The following is a 20434-nucleotide window of genomic DNA, read 5'->3' as shown; positions in this document are numbered from 1 at the left end:
TTTTCGGAGCAAGTCCCCGTGATTCAATGGTTTCCTGGCCACATGCACAAGGCACGCAAGGCCTTTCACGAGCGTTTATCTGATACCGATGTGGTGATTGAAATGGTAGATGCTCGCCTACCCCGTTCATCTTCTAACCCGATGTTGGAAGAATTGGTGTTAGGCCGAAAGCCTTTGCTGAAAGTCTTAAATAAGCAAGACCTCGCCGATCCAAGTGTGACTCAACAATGGCTACATTGGTTTGCCTCGCATGAAAAAACCCAAGCCATCGGGCTGGACTATCACGAGCGCGCACCTGCACGACGGATTTTAGAAGCCAGTCGCAGTTTGGCGCCGCATCGTGCTAGTTTTGATAAGCCACTCCGTTTGATTATTTGTGGTATTCCTAACGTCGGAAAATCCACTTTGATTAACACCCTCACTGGCCGCAAAGTGGCAAAAACCGGTAATGAGCCTGCTATTACCAAAACACAACAGCGGGTGGAACTCGATGAAAACGTCACTTTGTGGGATACCCCCGGTATGTTGTGGCCAAAAATTGAGCACCCCTTCTGTGGCGATATGTTGGCAGCAAGTGGTGCCATTGGGCGCAATGCCTTAGACGAGGAAGGGGTGACCCTCAGTTTATTGACCGTATTGGCCCAGCGTTATCCAGACGCTTTGCGTGAACGCTACCAATTGGCTGAACTGGCAACGACGGATTTTGAGCTGTTCGAGCAAATTGGCCGCCGCATGGGCACCGTCCGCGCCGGCGGTAGAGTGGATGCCCAGAAAGCAGCAGAACGCTTGCTAACCGATTTCCGCGATGGGCGAATAGGTCGTATTAGTTTGGAAACGCCGCAAGATTGGGAACGCATCAGCCAAGAGATTCAAGCCCAGCGCGAGGCAGAGGCTGCCGCCCGCGCAGCACAACCACAACCGAAACGTAAAAAATCGCGTGCTGCGCGTTTGTTAGCGGAAGATGACGATACCGCCGCCAGTTAAGCGGGGTGTTAGTCACTGGTTAACAAAGCTTGTGCGACTGCCTGACCGGATAAGAAAGCATGTTCCACTCGGTCACCTAAACACCAATCACCCGCAATGCCCAAACGCAAAGCACGATCAAATAGGCAAGTTTGGCCTAATGCGCGTGCCGTTCGGGCATAACGCCAACGGTGTACCGCAACCGCTTCGACTGGCCCTTGCACCACATGCTGCATAGCAGCGGTTAACGTGGCTTGCACCCAGTCCGTGGCATGGTGGAGATGTTGTTCTGCCCAATCGCCGCGACTGTGGGCCACCCAGTTGAGGCTGTCATGTCGGCCCGGTTTGCTGACCTCATGCGCCACCCACGCCAATGGACTGTCATTATCAATAAATGCCGCATCAAACGCTGGTTTGGCTTCGCTTTGTGCCAATAAACTCCAACACGCAGTCATCTGGACGTTTTGCTCAATGTCTCCCGCAAAATGATGCACACCTGAAAGTAAGGCGACGGCTTGTGGGGCGGGGATGGCTAAAATAAGGCCATCGAAGCTGTGTGTGCTGCCGTCATCGAGAAACACGCGCCAATTACTGCCGGTGGGTTCGATCTGTTGTACTCGATGCCCACGCTGGCAATGTAATCCTTCAGCCAAAAATCGTCCTAAGGCACTCATACCGGGTACGCTGACGTAGCGGTCGTCAGGATAGGCCGCCTCAAGACCGCGCTGGGTGAGGTGAACTAATTTACCGGGCCATACTTCTACGGCACCTTCTTCACGCCAAGCGGCAGCTTCTGTAATAAAAGCGGGATGCCGTACGGTAAAGAAGGCTGCACCATGATCGAATTGTCCGGTTTCACCTCGGCGGGTACTCAACCGCCCTCCCAAACCACGGCCTTTTTCAAATACGGTGACTTGTAAACCGGCTTCGTCTAATGCTCGGGCTGCGGTTAACCCCGCCATCCCTGTACCAATAATCGCAATATGCACCGCTGTACTCCTTGTTATCACCCACCCGCAGCGTGGTCGTGTTGTGGGACAATTCCCCTCGTTCAACAGGGGCTCTATCTGAGATTTGAGTCATTACATCATATTTTGTTCTAGACAAAAACTAAACATTTTTACATTAGGAAAAACCACATCATGTTAAATATTTTGTGGCCAGTATTTTTTTTGCTCGCGGCGATTGCCGCTCTCGCTAACTGGTGGCAGGGCGATGCCGAGGTGTTTGCGCGGATGATGACTGCCCTATTCGATATGGCAAAAACCAGTATTGAAATTTGTATTGCGCTGGCCGGTAGCTTAGCGTTGTGGATGAGGTTTTTAATGATCGCTGAGCGGGCTGGCCTAATGAATGCGTTAGCGCGGGTATTAGCGCCCCTCTTTCGCCGCTTGATGCCAGAAGTGCCCAATGGACATCCGGCACTGGGATTTTTAACCATGAACTGTGCGGCCAATGTGTTGGGGCTGGATAATGCAGCCACCCCAATTGGCTTAAAAGCCATGCGTGCATTACAAGAACTGAACCCGACACCCGACACAGCCACCAATGCACAAATTTTATTTCTGGTGCTGAACGCATCCTCTTTGACCTTATTGCCGGTCACCATTTTTGTCTATCGCGCTCAGCAAGGGGCGGCGGATCCTGCTGCTGTATTTCTCCCCATTTTATTGGCCACCAGTGCTTCTAGCCTAGCAGGATTATTCGCGGTTGCCGTGGTGCAACGGCTGAAATTTGACTGGGTGATGTGGGGATATGTTTTGGCTATCGGTGCGGTACTCGCGATGTTAATGTCAAGCTTAGCCACCCTGCCGGCGGCTTTATTAACAGAAGTCTCCTCATTAACAGGTAATCTGGTCTTATTTTCCATTCTGTTAGGATTTTTATCCTATGCTTTTTACCGAAAAATAGCGGTTTATGATGCTTTTATTGAAGGTGCGAAGGGTGGTTTTGAAATAGCGATCCAACTGTTGCCGTATTTAGTCGCGATGTTGGCTGCGATTGGGGTATTGCGCGCCAGTGGTGCATTAGATTGGGCACTCAGTGGTATCCGTTATGTTGTAACGCTTTTTAATGGTGATATTCGTTTTGTTGATGCCTTACCCACTGCATTGATTAAACCGTTTTCAGGCAGTGGAGCACGTGCCATGATGATTGAAACCATGAAAAATTTTGGAGTCGATAGTTTTCCTGCTCGATTAGCGGCGGTGATCCAAGGCAGCACCGAAACCACTTTTTATGTATTGGCTGTTTATTTTGGTGCCGTGGGGGTTCGTTACACTCGCCATGCTATTCCTTGTGCTTTATTCGCTGATTTATGTGGTGTGCTCGCGGCTATTGCGGTGTGTTATTGGTTTTTTGGTTAAAAAAAACCGCTGCACGAGGCAGCGGTTTGATTGGCTTGATACGCTGAAATTATTTAATCAGCAAATCATCGCGTGAACGACCTTGTTCTTCCCAGTGCACCATCCATAATGGCGAACGACCACGGCCAGTCCAAGTCACGGAAGGATCGGTTGGATGATGGTATTTTGGTTTAACCGGTGCGCGAGTTTCATCGCTTAAACGACGGCCATTATCCAAACGAGCCAAATCATCGGTGCTCAAACCCGCGATATTCATCAGCTGATTAATCTGAGCCAGCACTTGACGGCGGCTTTGCAGACGACGCTCTTCAATATGTGCTTTCAGTTCTTTTTCAACGGATAAAGCATCTTCCAAAGACAATTCTCTGATTTGTTCTACCAGATTTTCTAAGTTTGCGGACATCGTATTTTCCTTCGCAAGAGAGTCATAAAACTATCACCGTCTAATTAAAGCCAAAATATCTACTGAAGGCAATAGCAAACTAAATAAAAATGTGATTTTTGTTGTTACTGGAATTCAACCGGACGATGATAAAACGCCAAACATGCACGCAAGGCAGCTTCTTGTGCCGAGGTCAATTTAGAAAACTGTAAGCCGTAAATATTGGAATCTCCAATGTTTTTTGCGGGTTGAGCCCAAGCCACTTTGCCATCTAATTGCAGTGGTTTTTGGTTTTGATAGGCGTCTAAAGACTGTTGTGGCAAGAACAATTCTAGCTTGACTGGCTCGTCGCTTTTTAATTCGGCAATACTGGCAATTCGAATGCCAGAAATACTTAAATCCAAAGTGGCTGCTTCAACATTTTCCCCATGATGAAGTACCCGCGCCAATAGCGGCGTATCTGAACGAGGATGGCGGCGTTTTTCATGGTTGGCGGGTTGTGCTTTGACTTTGCGGTCTAAGACAAAACCGGCCATGGTTTGATTGAGCTGCTCACTAATACGGAAAATCGTATCGCCAATGCTGGCTGTGGTCGCCACTTTAGAAGACGATTCACGCAAGGTAGTAAACAGAGCCGCCAGTGTTTCCTCTAGACGGTCGAACTCGCGCATTTGTTCTTCACTGGCACCCGTGATATGACGACTTCCTTCGGCTGTGCGCGCAATTTCACCAACCATATTTTCAATCACGGCCACTGTTGACGCGGCAACCTCACGGCTATTCTGCACGCCTTCCACCACTGAGTGCATGGAATCAGTGACCTGAACCACACTCTCATTAAGAGACGTGATAATCCGGTTGACTTCTTCCGCAGACGACGTGGAACGCTCGGCCAATTTTCGTACTTCATCTGCCACTACCGCAAAACCACGCCCTAATTCCCCTGCTCGTGCTGCCTCAATCGCTGCATTTAACGCCAACAGATTGGTCTGACCAGCAATTTCTTTAATGGTTGAGATAATGTCGTTGATTTGACTTGTGCTGGCTTCGAGTTCGGCAATTCGCTGTGACGCAGTAGCGACCTGTTGTGATGTTTGTTCTAGGCCATCAATGTTGCGCTCGACCGACTCAATCCCTTCCCTGCCACGGTTTTCTAACTCAATAGCGCGACTTGCTGCTTGCTGTGCTTGTTCTAACACTTGACTGGCAATGGCCTGCAAACTTTTGGTGGCGGCGCTGACTTCTGACGAACGTTGTTCTTCTTTTTCGCTGACTTCAGCAATTTCACGCGCAAGGGTGGTGACTTGATAGGCCGATTGATTGACTTGGCGGCCACTGTCTTCGATCTGCCCCAGAATTGCTGCCATTTTTTGCCGCATGACTTCAAAGCTGACTTGAAGCTCGCCCACCTCATCTTCTGCTGTAGCAGGGACTGCATGGGTTAAATCGCCTTTTTGCATGGCAGCTAAGGCATCACGTAGTGCCAAAATCGGTTGCACAAATAAACGTGCTGCTAAACCAATCACCACAAATTGCACGGCAAACTCTAAACCTGACTCCCAGATGGCATGGATAATCCATTGTTGGCGTTCTGCTTCTAAAGAAGCAATCAAACTTAATGACGCCCCACCTTGTCGAGCAATATCAATCATATTGTCAAGTTCATACACCGCTAATACACGGTTGTAGACAGTGGTAATCATCGTAACTAGGAAAAACCCTAGCTGGAGTTTCCAACGAACACTGAGACGAGAAAACCATTTCATAGCGTACAAGCCTCTAAAAAATATGGCATAAGGCGAGAGATTAGCGGTATTGTGCATTGCAAGACAATGAAAAAACCGCCTTTGACGGCGGTTTTTTCACTTTGAAACAAAAAGCAAATCAAATGCGGCGTGCCAATTCTGTCGCTTTTCCCAAATATTCAGCAGGAGACAACGCTAACAAACGCTGTTTTTCTGCCTCGGGAATGGCCAGACTTTGGATAAAACTTGCCAACGTTTGTTGGGTAATGCCATCGCGACCACGGGTTAATTCTTTTAATTGCTCGTAAGGGTTTTCTACACCATAACGACGCATAACAGTTTGAATTGGCTCAGCTAATAGCTCCCATGCTTGATTGAGATCGGCTGCCAAAGCCGGCGGGTTAATCTCGAGCTTATTCAAACCACGCATCAAAGCTTTAAAGCCTAAGGCGCTATAACCGACTGCCACACCCATATTACGCAATACGGTCGAATCGGTTAAATCACGCTGCCAACGGCTGACAGGTAATTTTTCTGCTAAATGCAACAGCAGGGCATTGGCCAAACCGAAATTCCCTTCGGCATTTTCAAAATCAATCGGATTGACTTTGTGTGGCATGGTCGAACTACCAACTTCACCTGCAACCACTTTCTGTTTGAAGTAGCCAAGGGAAATATAACCCCAAATATCCCGCGCTAGGTCAATCAAAATGGTGTTGACACGCGACAACAGATGGAAGAATTCCGCCATATAGTCGTGAGGTTCAATTTGAATGGTGTAAGGGTTGTAGGTTAAACCCAGCCCTTCAACAAAGCGTTGTGCCAAGCCTTCCCATTCCACATCAGGATAAGCGGCTAAATGGGCATTAAAGTTACCCACTGCGCCGTTGATTTTGCCTAGCATGTCTTGTTGGGCAATTTGTTGGCGTTGACGCTGTAGGCGATAGACAACATTCGCCAGCTCTTTGCCCATGGTCGAAGGGGTGGCAGGTTGACCGTGGGTGCGTGCCATCATTGGCACATCGGCAAACTGATGGGCCAGCTCGGTTAATTTGGTGATCGTCGCATCAAGTGTTGGCAGCACCACTTCATCACGGGCCGCTTTCAACATCAAACCATGCGACAGATTGTTAATGTCTTCTGATGTACAAGCAAAGTGAATGAACTCACTGGCAGCGACCACTTCTGGGTTGCCTGACAAACGTTCTTTCAGCCAATATTCAATGGCTTTCACATCGTGGTTGGTCCGCGCTTCAATGGCTTTTACTGCCTCGGCATGGGCTACGCTAAAGCCGGCAATCAAGGCATCAATTTCTTGCAGCGTTTCGGCAGAGAAAGGCGCAATTTCGCTGATTGCTGGTTCGGCTGCCAACATTTTCAGCCATTCCAACTCCACTTGGACGCGGAATTTCATCAGGCCATATTCACTGAAAATAGGGCGCAGTGCTTCGCCGCTGGCGGCATAACGACCATCAAGAGGAGAAAGCGCAGTTAAAGTATGAGGAGTCATCATCAGAATCGACTTTTTATCAAAAGAAAAAATAACGTCTTACATCGCTTGCAAACGGCGGTGTACGGCACGAGCAAGATGTTCAGCCGCAGCAGGGCAATAGCGGAAGAATAATTCTGGCTCGACCATTTCCAGTTCCATCACCGCCAACTGGCCGTGGTTATCGCGAATCACATCCACCCGTGCGTACACCACATCAAAGGGCACTGCGGCAACTGCTGCTTGGGCAAAGGCTATTTCCTCTGCTGTGGCTTCGTGGGGGTGCACTGTACCGCCATGATCGTCTTGTACGCGGAAATCACCTGCCTTAGCCGTTTTGCGAATGGCATGGGTGACTTTGCCATCAATTACAATAATCGACAGCTCGCCTTGCTCGGTGATAGCGTGTTGGAAGGGCTGTAACAGCAGGCTTTCATGTGCAATCAGTTCGGCGTAAATAGCTTGGTAATCCGCCACCTGTTGACGATGAAAACGATAGGTATGGCGTGCTGCACCTGATACCGCCGGCTTGAGAATCCATTGCTCATCGTCAAACAGTGCCAACTGATCGGCCAAGGTGTGTGGGTCACCGACCTCGATAAAATGGGTGGGGACAATTCGCACACCAGCGGTTTGTAGATAAGCCAAATAGTGTTTATCGACATTCCAACGCAGCAATGGTGCTGGATTAAACAGCTGGCATTGTTGTGACACCTGTTCAAGCCACGGTGAGAAGGTCGCAAAGCGGTCGAAGTAATCCCATGTGCTACGGAATAACAAACTTTGTGCATCCCCTGAAGTATTCGCAGGGTCTGCCCAATCGCGGCGTATCACACGCAACCCTAAGGCCTGCAATGCCTCGACGACATAGCGATCTTCGGCATGGAGTTGGCGGCTATACCAATCGTCTTTTTCTTCAACCAGATAGCGTGCTTCGGTTAATACCACCACATCCCACATTGGATGGGTCTTTGCAACAGATGAATTCATCGCCTTACATGCCTGGCAGCATGCCTTTCATTCCACGCATTAACTTAGAAATACCGCCTTTAGCAGTAAACTGCTTCATCATTTTTTGAGTTTCTTCAAACTGCTTTAACAGACGGTTGACCTCTTGCACGGTGACCCCGCTGCCCGCAGCGATCCGGCGTTTACGGCTGGCTTTAATTAAATCGGGTTTGGCACGTTCTTCTCGGGTCATCGAATTGATAATGCCCTCGATGCGGTTGACTGCTTTATCCGCTTCAGCACCTTGCACCCCTTTGGCGAGTTGGCCTAGCTGGCCGGGCATTTTTTCCATCAAACTGACCATACCGCCCATTTTTCGCATCTGTTGGATTTGGGCTTTGAAATCTTCAAGGTCGAAACCCTTACCCGATTTCAGCTTCTTTGCCATCTTGAGCGCTTCGGCCTGATCCATGCCTTTTTGCACGTCTTCGATCAGCGACAGCACATCACCCATGCCCAAAATACGGCTGGCCATCCGTTCTGGATGGAATGGTTCTAAACCGGTTAATTTTTCGCCAACACCAATAAATTTAATCGGTTTGCCGGTGACATGGCGCACCGAGAGCGCCGCCCCACCACGCGAGTCACCATCGAGTTTGGTTAATACCACACCGGTTAATGGCAAGGCTTCGTTAAACGCCTGTGCCGTATTCACCGCATCTTGACCCTGCATGGCATCAACCACAAACAGGGTTTCCACCGGATTTAACGCGGCATGAAGGGCTTTGATTTCCTCCATCATTGCTGCATCAATCGCCAAACGGCCGGCGGTATCGACTAATAACACGTCAAAGAAATGCCGTTTAGCATGATCAACTGCGGCCAGTGCAATCGCGACAGGCTTCTGGCTTGGATCTGAGGGGAAAAACTCGACATCGAGCTGTTTGGCGAGGGTTTGTAACTGTTCAATCGCCGCTGGGCGATAGACGTCTGCCGACACCACCAACACTTTTTTCTTGTGTTTTTCTTTGAGTAGTTTGGCAAGTTTACCGACAGTGGTGGTTTTACCGGCACCCTGCAAACCTGCCATCAAGATAATGGCTGGTGGAACGGCAGCCAAATTCAGAGCATCGTTTTGTGCCCCCATCAGCTTGACCAGTTCTTCATGCACCACGCCGATAATGGCTTGACCTGGTGTCAGGCTGCCCATCACCTCCTGACCCAGTGCGCGTTCTTTTACGCTGGCAACAAAATTTTTCACTACGGGTAAGGCAACATCGGCTTCTAAAAGCGCCATGCGTACTTCACGCATGGCATCGGCGATATTGTCTTCGGTAAGGCGCGCATGGCCTCGTAACGTTTTAATGACGCCGGAAAGTCGGTTTGTCAGATTGTCGAGCATCGGGAATGTCCTTCGTGAGATGCCAACGCCAGAAGGGTTTGGTATAGACTTGGCAAAGTTTCTATTTTAACCCATAGGCCAAAATGCCGCCGCATTTCACCGCGCGCAGTTGGCTGGCTGCTGGTTGTCACTATGCCTTTTTCTGCTTTTACCTTGTTGGCTGCTGCGGCAGCCTTGTTATATCTCTTAATGAGCCGCTACTTTTTTGTCCGCTGGCAAGGACAACGCCAACCGCTGACCGCCAGTATGCGGCTGGCCGAACAAACCACTTTAGCGGCGGCATTGTTCAGTCATGCGCTGAGTCTTGGTGCCGGTGATGAAAGTTGGTGGATGCACCTTGGCGTGGGCCAATCGATTTCATTAGTGATGTGGTTAGTGGTATTGATTTATTGGGTGACAGCGTTTTTCCACCGCCTTGAAGGGGTGCAGATTCTGTTGTTTCTGTCCGCAGCCCTTGGTGTGTTGTTGGGGATTGTCCTGCCTGCGGCTCCCCTCCCCCACCTACCCCCCTCGCTGCCTTTTGCCTTGCATGTCTTAGTGGCGCTATTTGCTTATAGCCTGTTTACCCTTGCGGCGTTGTTAGCTGTATTGATGTTGACGGTAGAGCGACTGTTGCATCAAAAACGTGGTATGCGGTTTTTACAACACGTCCCGCCGCTGTTAACACTGGAAAAGCTGTTATTCCGTGTGTTGTGGAGCGGGTTTTTCTTACTCAGCCTTACCGTGCTGTCTGGGGCGCTGTTTTCTGAATATATTTTCCATCGCCCGTTTACCTTCAATCATAAAAATGTCTTATCACTTTGTGCATGGCTGACTTTTGCCACGCTATTGGCTGGTCGTGTGCGCTATGGCTGGCGTGGTCGCTATGCCGCTCAATGGACACTCGGCGGTAGTGTGGTGTTGTTGTTGGGTTATATTGGATCAAAGATTGTTTTGGAATTTATCATGCAATAAGGATTGCAAAACATCGTGCTAAACGCTAAATTACGCCTTGGGCATGATATGTATTGCAATTCATCCCGTTTGTCCACTGTTCAGTTTATGAATGGCATTTTTGAGGAGTACATCGTGAAAAAATGGTTTTTGATGCTGGTTGCCGCATGCGCTTTTCAGTCCGCTTGGGCCGCTGTTGATCTCAACACTGCTAACCAAGCACAGTTAGAAAGCGTGACAGGGATTGGGCCAGCGAAAGCAAAAGCGATTATTGACTACCGCAGCAAAAATGGTCCTTTCAAAAGCCTCGAAGACTTGGAAAAAGTAGATGGCTTTGGGAAAAAATCCATTGAGAAAATGAAGGCTGAACTGTCCGTGGGCAAACCTGCCGCAGCACCTGCCGCTGTTAAACCGGCTGCCGCCACCCCTGCGGCAACACCTGCTGCAGCACAAGCCCAAGTGAAGAAATAAACGCAGTAAGTTGAGCATAAAAAAACGGCTCGCGATGGCGGGCCGTTTGTCTGATGGGGTTGAGTTTAACCAGCGCCCTCATAAACAATCTTCCAGTCTTGATCTTGTTTCACCCAATACTGACGTTTGCGAGTTACCTGTTTGAGGTTGTTACTTTGATAATTTTGGTCAAAGCTTACTTCAACCATCGGTTGTGCTGCTGGATAGCGGAGAATGCTCAGATTGCTGAGTTCAACTTTAACCCACGATTTCCCTTGGTTGACCCGTTGTTTTTGTTCGCGCCATTGGCTGAAATTGCCGTCATCACTCCAGAACTGTTCGGCATAATGCGACAAATAACGTCCCATATCACGACTTTCCCAATCTTGGCGCCATGTTTCAATTTGCTCTTGTAACTCACGGCGTAAAATCTCACGTTCGGACATTTTGACCCAGTTGACTTTTGGGGCAATTACCACAGGTGTAAAACCAACTTGGATGCGTTTTCCGAGATCGACGATGTCAGGATTGGTCAGGACAACACAGCCATCACTGGCCTGTGGTGGACGGCTGTAAGTATCGCTGGGCGAACCGTGCAACCAAATCCCATATCCAGTGCGGCCAAATTTACGGTCGAGCGCATTGGGGTAATTGATAGGGTAGGCACCATCGCCATACAGATCAGGCAGGGTATCGGGGTCGAGGCTGCGGGTGACATGGTAAACCCCTAAAGGGGTACGTTTATCGCCCTCTTTTTGTTTTTCTGTCCCTAACTTACCGATGGTGACGTAGTAATCACTGATATAGCGTGGGTTGCCATCGCGATTTTCAAACAGATAGACGCGGGAGCGACCTGTATCAACCAATACTGCATATTTTTGTTGAGGTGACAGTTCTAACAGTGCATCGGGGACCAAGTTGACTGGAGGCGGGGCCTCGTAACGTGCGAGCCGCACAAATGCTTCACGCCGCAGGTCTTCTACTGCGTCGGGTGGGGCATCGCTGACATTTCCCAAACTTTCTAATGGACGCGCCCGCGCCAGCAACAAATCGCCCTTAATCATTTGCGCCAAGCGGAAAGAAGGGTTGATATCTAATGCCCGATCGATCAGATCAAGTGCATCATCAAACCGTTGTTGCCGAATGGATTTTAGGCTTTGGACTACCAGTGCTTCGAGATTGCTCGAGCTACCTTCACCTTGCAAGTTGGGTTCTTCGCGTATGGTGCGGATAACATCCATTGGCAACGCGCTCATCGAGCCAACCGGCGCGGCAAAGACCGCAATCCACAGCAAGACAAAGAAATGGATAAGAGGGGCAATTCTCAACATTAGCGTCCTACGGATTCTTCAAGAATCTGCCATTTTCCAGCCTGACGAGTCATCAGCACTGATTTTGCACTGTTGGCAGAGAAAGTGGATGAGCGATAGCGTTGACGGAAACGAATTTCAACTTGGTCTTTTGCAATAGTTTTCGCGACAGGTTGCAAAATTTCAACTTCTATTTGCCCTGGTTTATCAATTCTTACCCGCCGACTGGCCTCCCATGCCGAACGACTTTCACCTTTAGGCGTACGGAACGCTGGGGCATAGAAAGTTAAATAACGATTCACATCTTTTGCCGCCCATGCGTCTGCCCATGCTCTTAATGCAGCAATCGCAGCTTGCTCTTCTGCTTGCTGTGCGGGATTTACGGCTGGAGTAGCAGGTTCTGCACTCGGTTTTACTGCTGTGGGTTTAGGTTCAACTTTGGCAGGTTCGGTCTTCGCGGGTTCTGCTTTTACTGCAGGCGCTTCAGCTTTTGCCGTGGCAGGTGGGGCAGGCGGTGATTTCAGTAATGGCGCCAGATTATTGACCGTTGTACTTGGCGTGGTGGTCGGGGGCGGTGTTACAACAGTTTTATTCGCTGGTGGAGTGGCGGCAGGTGTTGGCGTGGCAGCGGCCAAACGTGCGATTTGTGGAGGGTTGCTTTCACTGGCTAACCCACGCATCAATGCCAACCGCGATAAATTATTTTCTGTGGCTGAGGGGGCTGTTTTATTGAGGTTTAACGCTTTATCGTAAGCCTGTTTAGCCATCCGTTCATAGAGATCACCTAAATTGCGGTGTGCTGTGGCATAGGCGGGATGAGAAGCAATAGCTTGTTCTAATTCGCGTTGTGCTTTATCAAATTCACCACGTGCGGCATACAACACGGCTAAATTATTGCGTGCCTCGGCCAAGTTAGGATGATCGCGGCTTAATTCAGCAAATTGTAGAATCGCCTCATTTAAGCGGCCTTGGTCGGCTAAAATAACGCCCTTACGAAAACGAACTTTTAAATCTTTTGGATGTTGTGTCAGCCATTGATTAGCGCGTTGTAATGCTTGAGCGGTTTGCCCCTGCCGCAACAATTTATCAATTTCTGCTGATTCATCAGCATGCGCAGGCGTGACACAGAGCATCAGAGCCGTAGCCGCTATACCCAGAGACAGAGAAATTCGACGCATCACAATCATGAGAAATCACAGGCCTTAAAGCGCAATAGCGCAAACTTTTTAATTGTACCAATAAAGTTAAGACAATCACCACATCAATTCAAACGGATGATGCCAAATAATAGATTTGGTGATTGGCTATACAAAATCAATAGTCCTCATCAGCACAAAATAGCTGCGTTAGAATCGACTTCTTTTTGATGTCAGAAATAGGGGTGCAATATGGCAAAGTCTTATTTGATTGGTGTGACCGGCGGAATTGCCGCTTATAAAAGCTGTGAGTTGGTGCGCTTATTAGTGAAGGCAGGGCATCAGGTCCGGGTGGTGATGAGCGAGGCGGCAACCCATTTTATCAGCCCAACCACTTTTCAAGCATTGTCAGGACATCCGGTCTTTACCGATGTATGGGATGCACGGCCAGAGAATGCAATGGCCCATATTGAGCTGAGTCGCCAAGCCGATGTGTTTTTAATTGCACCGGCCACTGCTGATTGTTTAGCGCGTTTGGCACAGGGACGCTGTGATGATTTGATTTCGACACTGGCGGCGGCGCGCACTTGCCCATTGGTTGTAGCACCGGCAATGAACCGTCAGATGTGGGAAAACCCACCCAATCAACGTAATGTGCAACAGTTACGAGCAGATGGCGTGCAAGTGTTTGGGCCTGCTCATGGTGAACAAGCCTGCGGTGAAGTGGGGGATGGGCGTATGTTAGAAGCCGCCCAGCTGTTCGATCTGTTGCAAGGTTGTCATCAACCTAAAATCTTGGCGGGAAAAAAGGTGTTGTTAACCGCCGGCCCGACTTTTGAGCCAATCGACCCTGTCCGTGGTATTACCAATATCAGCTCCGGTAAGATGGGGTATGCCTTGGCGCGTGCCTGTCGTGATGCGGGGGCCGAAGTCACATTAGTGTCTGGCCCAACGGCGTTAACCGAGCCCGTTGGGGTGCATACGCTTGCTGTCCGGCAAGCTCGTGAGATGTTAGCCGCAGTGGAACAGTCGTTAGCAGGACAAGATGTGTTTATTTCGGTGGCTGCCGTTGCAGATTATCGCCCTGCCGAGTACCACGAGCACAAAATCAAAAAACAGCATGAGGGTGTACCCACCCTGAGTTTGCTTGAAAACCCCGATATTTTAGCTACCATCGCCGCCCGCCCTGATGCGCCTTTTTGTGTGGGTTTTGCCGCAGAGAGCCGTAATGTCTTGGAATTTGCCGAAGCGAAACGACAACGGAAAAAGTTACCGTTGTTGGTGGCGAATTTAGCGCAGACTGCGATGGGAGCTGATGATAATGAAATTGTGCTGTTAGATGATGCAGGCCAACATCCGATGCCACGCATGGAAAAATCAGAGGTGGCATGGGCGATTGTGCAGCACATTGCACAGATGTTACCTGCTACTTCACAACATTAAGGAAATACCATGACTTTAGAAGTGGATGTCAAAATTTTAGATGCCCGTTTGCACGATACTCCGCCGGCCTATGCAACAACAGGGTCTGCCGGTTTGGATTTACGTGCCGCGATAGAACAACCCTTGGTATTAGCCGCAGGGGAAACAGCGTTGATACCCACTGGACTGGCGATTCATCTCGCCGATCCGAGATATGCAGCGATGATTTTGCCGCGTTCTGGTTTGGGGCATAAGCATGGCATTGTCTTGGGTAACTTGGTCGGATTGATTGACTCTGACTATCAAGGGCAATTGATGGTGTCGGTGTGGAATCGAGGTTCGGCACCGTACACCATCCAAGTGTTAGAGCGAATTGCACAGCTAGTGATTGTGCCGGTGATGCAAGCAGAATTCCGTATGGTGGATGATTTTGCGGCAAGCGAGCGAGGTGAAGGCGGTTTTGGTTCGACTGGCAGTCATTAAAACGGGTATCAACAAGCATGGCGTTGGATAAACTGAGGGTGTCGTGCCTGCTTTTGCTGGTGCAACACGCTTGGTCTTAACGCCGTGGAGGTCGGGGTGGGCGGGGCTCGTACATCTGTACGGTTCCGGCCAAACGATCATGCAAAAACAGTCTGTCTTTGTCCCACACACTCCATAAATAGGGCAACGCCCACCAACTCAATGCAGCAAACACGGCTGACTTAAACGGCAATCGTGCTTTCCAACCTAAATACGATATCGCCGGAATTCCAATCAATAAAATCGCTGCAATCGCAAAGCGGAGGCCAGCTGTTTTGATATCGATGGGATAGCCGTCTTGTCGCTGTAATCGTAAACGCCATGTCTTCATGGCAAGGGTCTGCCCGCCACGACGCCAGCACCAAGTAAAATAGCCATACAACACGGCTAATAAGTACAGTCGAAACACCCATTCCAACCAAGTCTCTTGACCTAACCAAGCAAACAACGGTTGAAAAGCCACCCCCGCAAATAAAATCAATGCTGATAACAGCAGCACTTCATACAGCAGACTGCCCAACCGCCGCCAGATTCCTGCCATGGTGATGTTTTGTTCCATTGCCCTACTTTCAAATCGGCTTATGAAAAAGAAGGTCGCATTTTAACGGGGTTTGCAAAAACTCGCGGTGCAATCTATTCGCCCGATGCCAGAACAGATTTTGATGCTGCACGCGCACAAAAATCTTGACCGAGTTTTGTCATATAGGCTACCTTCGCCTGTCCGCAGCAGATAGAATCTGTGGACTACCCAATCTCAAGGCTGGCGTCAATCCGCCACGGCCCCATCAGGGCTGTGGACGCGACCCGACCCCTGTTCGGTTGACCCACCTATATTCGCCCCTAACCGGCACGTGCGAATCTTGTAGACGACCAATATCGTCCAGCGCGGTGAAATGCCGCACACTTCTTGACTATTCGGATTAACCCTTTGGCCAAAGACGAAAGGAAAACGTGACAGAGGCATTATCGGCCAAGGCACAGGCAATATACGGTCTGCGTCTCGCCTCCCCAGTCTCACTAGACTGTGGTTTCACGTATACATCATGAAGATCTCGGGCGCGGAAATCGTTGCGCGCTGCCTTCAAGAAGAGGGCGTCGAATTTGTTTTCGGCTACCCAGGCGGCGCAGTGCTGGAAATTTATGACGCGATTTTCCAACAAGATAAATTCAAGCATGTGTTGGTTCGGCATGAACAGGCAGCTGTCCATGCTGCCGATGGGTATTCGCGTTCCAGCAAAAAGGTTGGGGTTGCGCTGGTCACCTCAGGCCCAGGTGCGACAAATGCGGTCACAGGGATTGCAACAGCTTATTTAGACTCGATTCCGATGGTGGTGATTTCCGGCCAAGTGGCCACTCCCGCGATTGGTTTAGATGCCTTCCAAGAAGTGGACATGGTTGGGATTACCCGTCCATGCGTCAAACACAATTTCTTAGTGCGTGATGTCAATGAATTGGCAGAAACCTTTAAAAAGGCTTTCTATATCGCGCAAACCGGCCGTCCTGGTCCGGTGGTGATTGATATTCCAAAAGATGTGACTCAGGCGATGACCGAGTTCAACTATCCAGAATCAGTCAGCATTCGTTCTTACGTTCCCGCTGGTCGTGGTCATCCCGGCCAAATTCGCAAAGCAGTCAGCTTAATCAGCGAAGCCAAACGTCCATTTATCTATGTGGGTGGTGGTGCGGTATTGGCTGATGCGTGCGAAGAAGTCCGCGACTTAGTGCGCCTGTTGAATGCACCTTGTACCAACACCTTGATGGGCTTGGGCGCCTATCCTGCTACCGACCGTCAATTTGTCGGTATGTTGGGGATGCACGGTACCTATGAAGCTAACATGGCGATGCAAAACTGTGATGTGCTGATTGCCGTTGGTGCGCGTTTTGATGATCGTGTGGTGTCGGTGCCAGAAAAATTCTTGGCCGTACCTAAGAAAATCATTCATATCGATATCGACCCGAGTTCGATTGCTAAGCGCGTTAAAGTCGATATTCCTATCGTCGGCAATGTGAAAGACGTGCTGCATGAAATGTTGGCTTTGATTCGTCAAACCAATGTCCACATCGACTCCATCGCTTTGGAAGCTTGGTGGCAACAGATTGAAGAATGGCGTAAGCCAAATTCGTTGTTGTATGTGCAAGACCAAGAGATTATCAAACCGCAATATGTGGTGGAAAAACTGTGGGAAGTGACCCATGGCCAAGCCATCATTACGTCTGATGTCGGTCAGCATCAGATGTTTGCTGCGCAATACTACAAGTTTGATCGACCCAAACAGTGGATTAACTCCGGTGGTTTAGGCACGATGGGCTTTGGTTTGCCTGCTGCCATGGGGGCTCAGTTGGCCAATCCAGAGGCGACAGTGGCATGTATTACTGGTGAAGCCTCGATTCAAATGAACATTCAAGAATTGTCCACCTGCAAGCAATATCACACCCCTGTGAAAATTGTGAACCTGAATAATCGCTATTTAGGCATGGTGCGGCAGTGGCAAGAATTCTTCTACGGCAATCGCTACTCGGAATCTTACATGGATGCGCTGCCCGATTTTGTGAAGTTGGCAGAAGCTTATGGCCATGTCGGGGTTCGTGTTGAAAAACCGGCCGATGTTGAACCGGTGTTGAAAGAATTCTTTAGCAGCAAGTACAAAGAACGTTTGGTGTTCTTTGACTTTATGACGGATCAAAAAGTTAACGTCTTCCCAATGGTTGGTAACGGCAAAGGGTTGGACGAAATGGACTTGCCTCCGCATATGCGCAATAACGGTGGCGGTGATGGTGACCGCGACTACGGTAATCTGTGCTAAGCAAAGGCCTTCACAATGCGACACATTCTTTCCATTTTGATTGAAAACGAAGCCGGTGCCTTGTCCCGCGTGGTGGGGTTGTTTTCCGCTCGTGGCTATAACATCGACTCCCTGACCGTTTCCACCACGGAAGACGCAACGCTCAGCCGGATGACCATTGTCACTCACGGTTCTGATGATGTGATTGAACAAATCACAAAACAGCTCAATAAGCTGATTGAAGTGGTGAAGGTGATTGATCTGAACGAATCGGATCACATCGAACGCGAGATGATGCTGATTAAAGTGCGTGCGACTGGTAAAGACCGCGAAGAAATGAAGCGGATGGCGGATATTTTCCGTGGCCGCATCATCGATGTGACGGAAAAAACCTATACCATCGAGCTCACCGGTACCAGTGAAAAACTCGGCGCCTTTATCGAAGCACTCGACCGCACGGTGATTTTAGAAACCGTGCGTACCGGTGCCTCGGGTATTGGTCGTGGCGAGCGCATTTTGAAAATCTAAGGCACACTGTTGCCTTGCTTTAACCCCTTAACACTTGGGATGTGGCGCCAACACTGTGCAGGCCTCATCCCGCTCTGGAGATAGCATGAAGGTTTACTACGATAAAGACGCCGATCTGTCGATCATCAAAGACAAAAAAGTGGCCATCATTGGCTACGGTTCACAAGGCCATGCCCACGCACAAAACTTGAAAGATTCCGGCGTGGACGTGATCGTTGGTCTGCGTAAAGACGGCGCTTCGTGGAAAAAAGCAGAAGCCGCTGGCCACAAAGTGAAAGAAGTGGCTGATGCAGTGAAAAAAGCTGATGTGGTGATGATTCTGTTGCCTGATGAATCGCAGCCTGATGTGTATCGCAATGACATTGCTCCGAACCTGAAAAAAGGGGCGGCATTGGCATTCGCTCATGGTTTCAACATTCACTACAACCAAATCGTGCCACCAACAGACGTGGACGTGATCATGGTCGCACCAAAAGGCCCAGGTCATACCGTGCGTTCTGAATATGTCAAAGGCGGTGGTGTGCCAACCCTGATCGCTGTTTATCAAGATCATTCTGGCAAGGCTCGCGATATCGCTCTGTCGTATGCTGCTGCTAACGGTGGTACCAAAGGTGGCGTGATCGAAACTAACTTCCGTGAAGAAACCGAAACCGACTTGTTCGGCGAACAAGCTGTGTTGTGCGGTGGTGCAGTGGAATTGGTCAAAGCGGGCTTTGAAACCTTGGTTGAAGCCGGTTATGCACCAGAAATGGCCTACTTCGAGTGCTTGCACGAACTGAAGTTGATTGTTGACCTGATGTACGAAGGTGGCATTGCCAACATGAACTACTCCATCTCCAACAATGCCGAGTATGGTGAGTATGTGACTGGCCCTGAGGTGATTACCCCTGCAACCAAAGAAGCGATGAAAAAAGCGCTGTATCGCATTCAATCCGGCGAATACGCGAAAATGTTCATCCTCGAAGGCAAGACCAACTATCCAAGCATGACCGCTCGTCGTCGTTTGACTGCTGATCATCCAATCGAACAAGTGGGTGCTCAGTTGCGCGCCATGATGCCTTGGATTGCGAAAAACAAACTGGTTGACCAATCGAAGAACTAATCTTTGTTTGGACAGCAAGAAACGGGAGCTTAGGCTCCCGTTTGTCATTGCGGCTATCTGATATTTCTTTGTTGCATGGCAAAGGACGTGCACATCGCTATCGCCTTAGCGGCAAACGATGATACATTGCGTGTGACTGTGGCACGGTTATGGACTTTTCCTGATCCATCAGACACAGCATTTTTTCCTACGCCTTCCGCGAAACTTATGCAAGCACCTTACAACAAGCCCGAAAAACTGACCCTGCGCCGGCAGGGTATCTACCTACTTCCCAATTTATTCACCCTTGCCGCTTTATTCTCAGGCTTTTATGCCATTGTGCAAGCAATGAGCAACCGCTTTGAGGTGGCCGCTGTGGCGATTTTTATCGCGATGGTGCTAGATGGCCTAGATGGACGGGTGGCTCGTTTAACTCATAGCCAAAGCGCGTTTGGCGCTGAATTTGATAGCCTTTCCGATATGGTCAGCTTTGGTGTGGCCCCTGCTCTCGTTGTCTATGAATGGCTATTAAAAGATTTGGGCAAATTGGGCTGGATGGTGGCTTTTATTTACTGTGCAGGTGCCGCCCTGCGGCTTGCCCGTTTTAACACGATGGTAGGGACAGCGGATAAACGCTGGTTTACTGGCCTACCCAGCCCCGCCGCCGCTGCGTTAGTGGCAGGTTTGGTGTGGATTTGCCATGAATATCATGTTGATGTGGAGTGGCTGGCGTGGTTGGCCTTGGGATTTACCGCCTTTGCTGGTTTATCGATGGTGGTCAATACACGCTTTTACAGTTTTAAAGAAATTAATGTCCGGCAAAAAGTGCCATTTATGGCATTGTTGCTGTTGGTGTTGGCCATCTTGTTATTAGTCTCAAAACCCCCGCTGGTGTTATTCGGCTTTTTTGTGTTGTATGGCCTCTCGGGGTATGGCTACAGCCTATGGTGTATGGCTGTCTCTTATACACATCT

At 49.5% G+C, this 20434-nt stretch carries 19 protein-coding genes; 10 read left to right on the top strand and 9 right to left on the bottom strand.

Going from position 1 to position 20434, the window contains the following annotated elements:
* The first annotated feature begins 18 nt into the window (after positions 1-18).
* A complete protein-coding gene (ylqF, locus tag ACTBZS_RS07125; protein WP_460430272.1) occupies positions 19-984 on the top strand; it encodes a ribosome biogenesis GTPase YlqF in 966 nt (321 codons plus the stop codon).
* An 8-nt stretch (positions 985-992) separates the two neighbouring features.
* Here ylqF and ACTBZS_RS07120 read toward each other — a convergent pair whose 3' ends face one another.
* Positions 993-1952: an NAD(P)/FAD-dependent oxidoreductase gene (locus tag ACTBZS_RS07120; protein ID WP_463043692.1), complete on the bottom strand. Its 960-nt coding sequence runs from the start codon at positions 1950-1952 to the stop codon at positions 993-995.
* Between the two features lie 153 nt (positions 1953-2105).
* Here ACTBZS_RS07120 and ACTBZS_RS07115 point away from each other — a divergent pair, with 153 nt between their 5' ends.
* On the top strand, positions 2106-3329 hold the full coding sequence (locus ACTBZS_RS07115; RefSeq protein ID WP_463043691.1) for a nucleoside recognition domain-containing protein: 1224 nt from the start codon (positions 2106-2108) through the stop codon (positions 3327-3329).
* A 49-nt stretch (positions 3330-3378) separates the two neighbouring features.
* Here the strand turns inward: ACTBZS_RS07115 and ACTBZS_RS07110 are convergent, their stop codons facing one another.
* The 5 genes from ACTBZS_RS07110 to ffh form a co-directional block, all read right to left on the bottom strand.
* The gene (locus ACTBZS_RS07110; protein WP_460430275.1) at positions 3379-3732 is read right to left on the bottom strand and encodes an H-NS histone family protein; all 354 of its coding nucleotides are present in this window, start codon (positions 3730-3732) and stop codon (positions 3379-3381) included.
* Positions 3733-3836: 104 nt separating this feature from the next.
* Entirely contained in the window at positions 3837-5477 is a 1641-nt protein-coding gene (locus ACTBZS_RS07105; RefSeq protein WP_463043690.1) for a methyl-accepting chemotaxis protein, read from the bottom strand.
* Between the two features lie 118 nt (positions 5478-5595).
* Positions 5596-6966, bottom strand: coding sequence for an adenylosuccinate lyase (gene purB / locus ACTBZS_RS07100; protein WP_460430316.1), 1371 nt, complete (start codon positions 6964-6966; stop codon positions 5596-5598).
* Positions 6967-7005: 39 nt separating this feature from the next.
* Positions 7006-7935, bottom strand: coding sequence for an ATP-grasp domain-containing protein (locus ACTBZS_RS07095; protein WP_463043689.1), 930 nt, complete (start codon positions 7933-7935; stop codon positions 7006-7008).
* A gap of 4 nt (positions 7936-7939) precedes the next feature.
* Positions 7940-9295: a signal recognition particle protein gene (gene ffh, locus ACTBZS_RS07090; RefSeq protein WP_460430278.1), complete on the bottom strand. Its 1356-nt coding sequence runs from the start codon at positions 9293-9295 to the stop codon at positions 7940-7942.
* Positions 9296-9427: 132 nt separating this feature from the next.
* Between ffh and ACTBZS_RS07085 the strand changes: the two genes are divergently transcribed.
* Complete coding sequence (locus tag ACTBZS_RS07085) at positions 9428-10249, top strand: cytochrome C assembly family protein (protein ID WP_463043688.1); 822 nt, start codon at positions 9428-9430, stop codon at positions 10247-10249.
* Positions 10250-10363: 114 nt separating this feature from the next.
* Entirely contained in the window at positions 10364-10699 is a 336-nt protein-coding gene (locus ACTBZS_RS07080) for a ComEA family DNA-binding protein (RefSeq protein WP_460430280.1), read from the top strand.
* A gap of 65 nt (positions 10700-10764) precedes the next feature.
* Here ACTBZS_RS07080 and ACTBZS_RS07075 read toward each other — a convergent pair whose 3' ends face one another.
* Positions 10765-12009, bottom strand: coding sequence for a L,D-transpeptidase family protein (locus tag ACTBZS_RS07075; RefSeq protein WP_463043687.1), 1245 nt, complete (start codon positions 12007-12009; stop codon positions 10765-10767).
* The gene (locus tag ACTBZS_RS07070; protein ID WP_463043686.1) at positions 12009-13166 is read right to left on the bottom strand and encodes a L,D-transpeptidase Cds6 family protein; all 1158 of its coding nucleotides are present in this window, start codon (positions 13164-13166) and stop codon (positions 12009-12011) included. Before ACTBZS_RS07070 ends, ACTBZS_RS07075 begins: the two co-directional genes overlap by 1 nt.
* A 210-nt stretch (positions 13167-13376) precedes the next feature.
* On the opposite strand from ACTBZS_RS07070, the gene coaBC reads away from it, so the two are divergent.
* Positions 13377-14567, top strand: coding sequence for a bifunctional phosphopantothenoylcysteine decarboxylase/phosphopantothenate--cysteine ligase CoaBC (gene coaBC / locus ACTBZS_RS07065; protein ID WP_463043685.1), 1191 nt, complete (start codon positions 13377-13379; stop codon positions 14565-14567).
* Between the two features lie 9 nt (positions 14568-14576).
* Positions 14577-15029 (top strand): dUTP diphosphatase, encoded by a 453-nt coding sequence (gene dut / locus ACTBZS_RS07060; protein WP_460430284.1) that lies wholly within the window; start codon positions 14577-14579, stop codon positions 15027-15029.
* A 76-nt stretch (positions 15030-15105) separates the two neighbouring features.
* On the opposite strand, the gene ACTBZS_RS07055 is transcribed toward dut, so the two are convergent.
* Positions 15106-15609, bottom strand: coding sequence for an RDD family protein (locus tag ACTBZS_RS07055; RefSeq protein WP_463043684.1), 504 nt, complete (start codon positions 15607-15609; stop codon positions 15106-15108).
* 502 nt (positions 15610-16111) lie between these two features.
* Between ACTBZS_RS07055 and ilvB the strand changes: the two genes are divergently transcribed.
* The 4 genes from ilvB to pssA all read left to right on the top strand — a co-directional run.
* Positions 16112-17872, top strand: a complete 1761-nt coding sequence (gene ilvB, locus ACTBZS_RS07050; RefSeq protein ID WP_460430286.1) for a biosynthetic-type acetolactate synthase large subunit — start codon at positions 16112-16114, stop codon at positions 17870-17872.
* Positions 17873-17887: 15 nt separating this feature from the next.
* Positions 17888-18379: an acetolactate synthase small subunit gene (gene ilvN / locus ACTBZS_RS07045; RefSeq protein WP_022653759.1), complete on the top strand. Its 492-nt coding sequence runs from the start codon at positions 17888-17890 to the stop codon at positions 18377-18379.
* 85 nt (positions 18380-18464) lie between these two features.
* Complete coding sequence (gene ilvC / locus ACTBZS_RS07040) at positions 18465-19481, top strand: ketol-acid reductoisomerase (protein WP_463043683.1); 1017 nt, start codon at positions 18465-18467, stop codon at positions 19479-19481.
* 207 nt (positions 19482-19688) lie between these two features.
* Positions 19689-20434: CDP-diacylglycerol--serine O-phosphatidyltransferase (gene pssA / locus ACTBZS_RS07035; protein WP_463043699.1), on the top strand; the 746-nt coding region annotated here is incomplete at its 3' end.

The sequence above is a fragment of the Aquaspirillum sp. genome (genome assembly GCF_055136605.1).
Note: the sequence above shows the minus strand (reverse complement) of the source record. Positions and strands in the feature narration are given on the sequence as shown.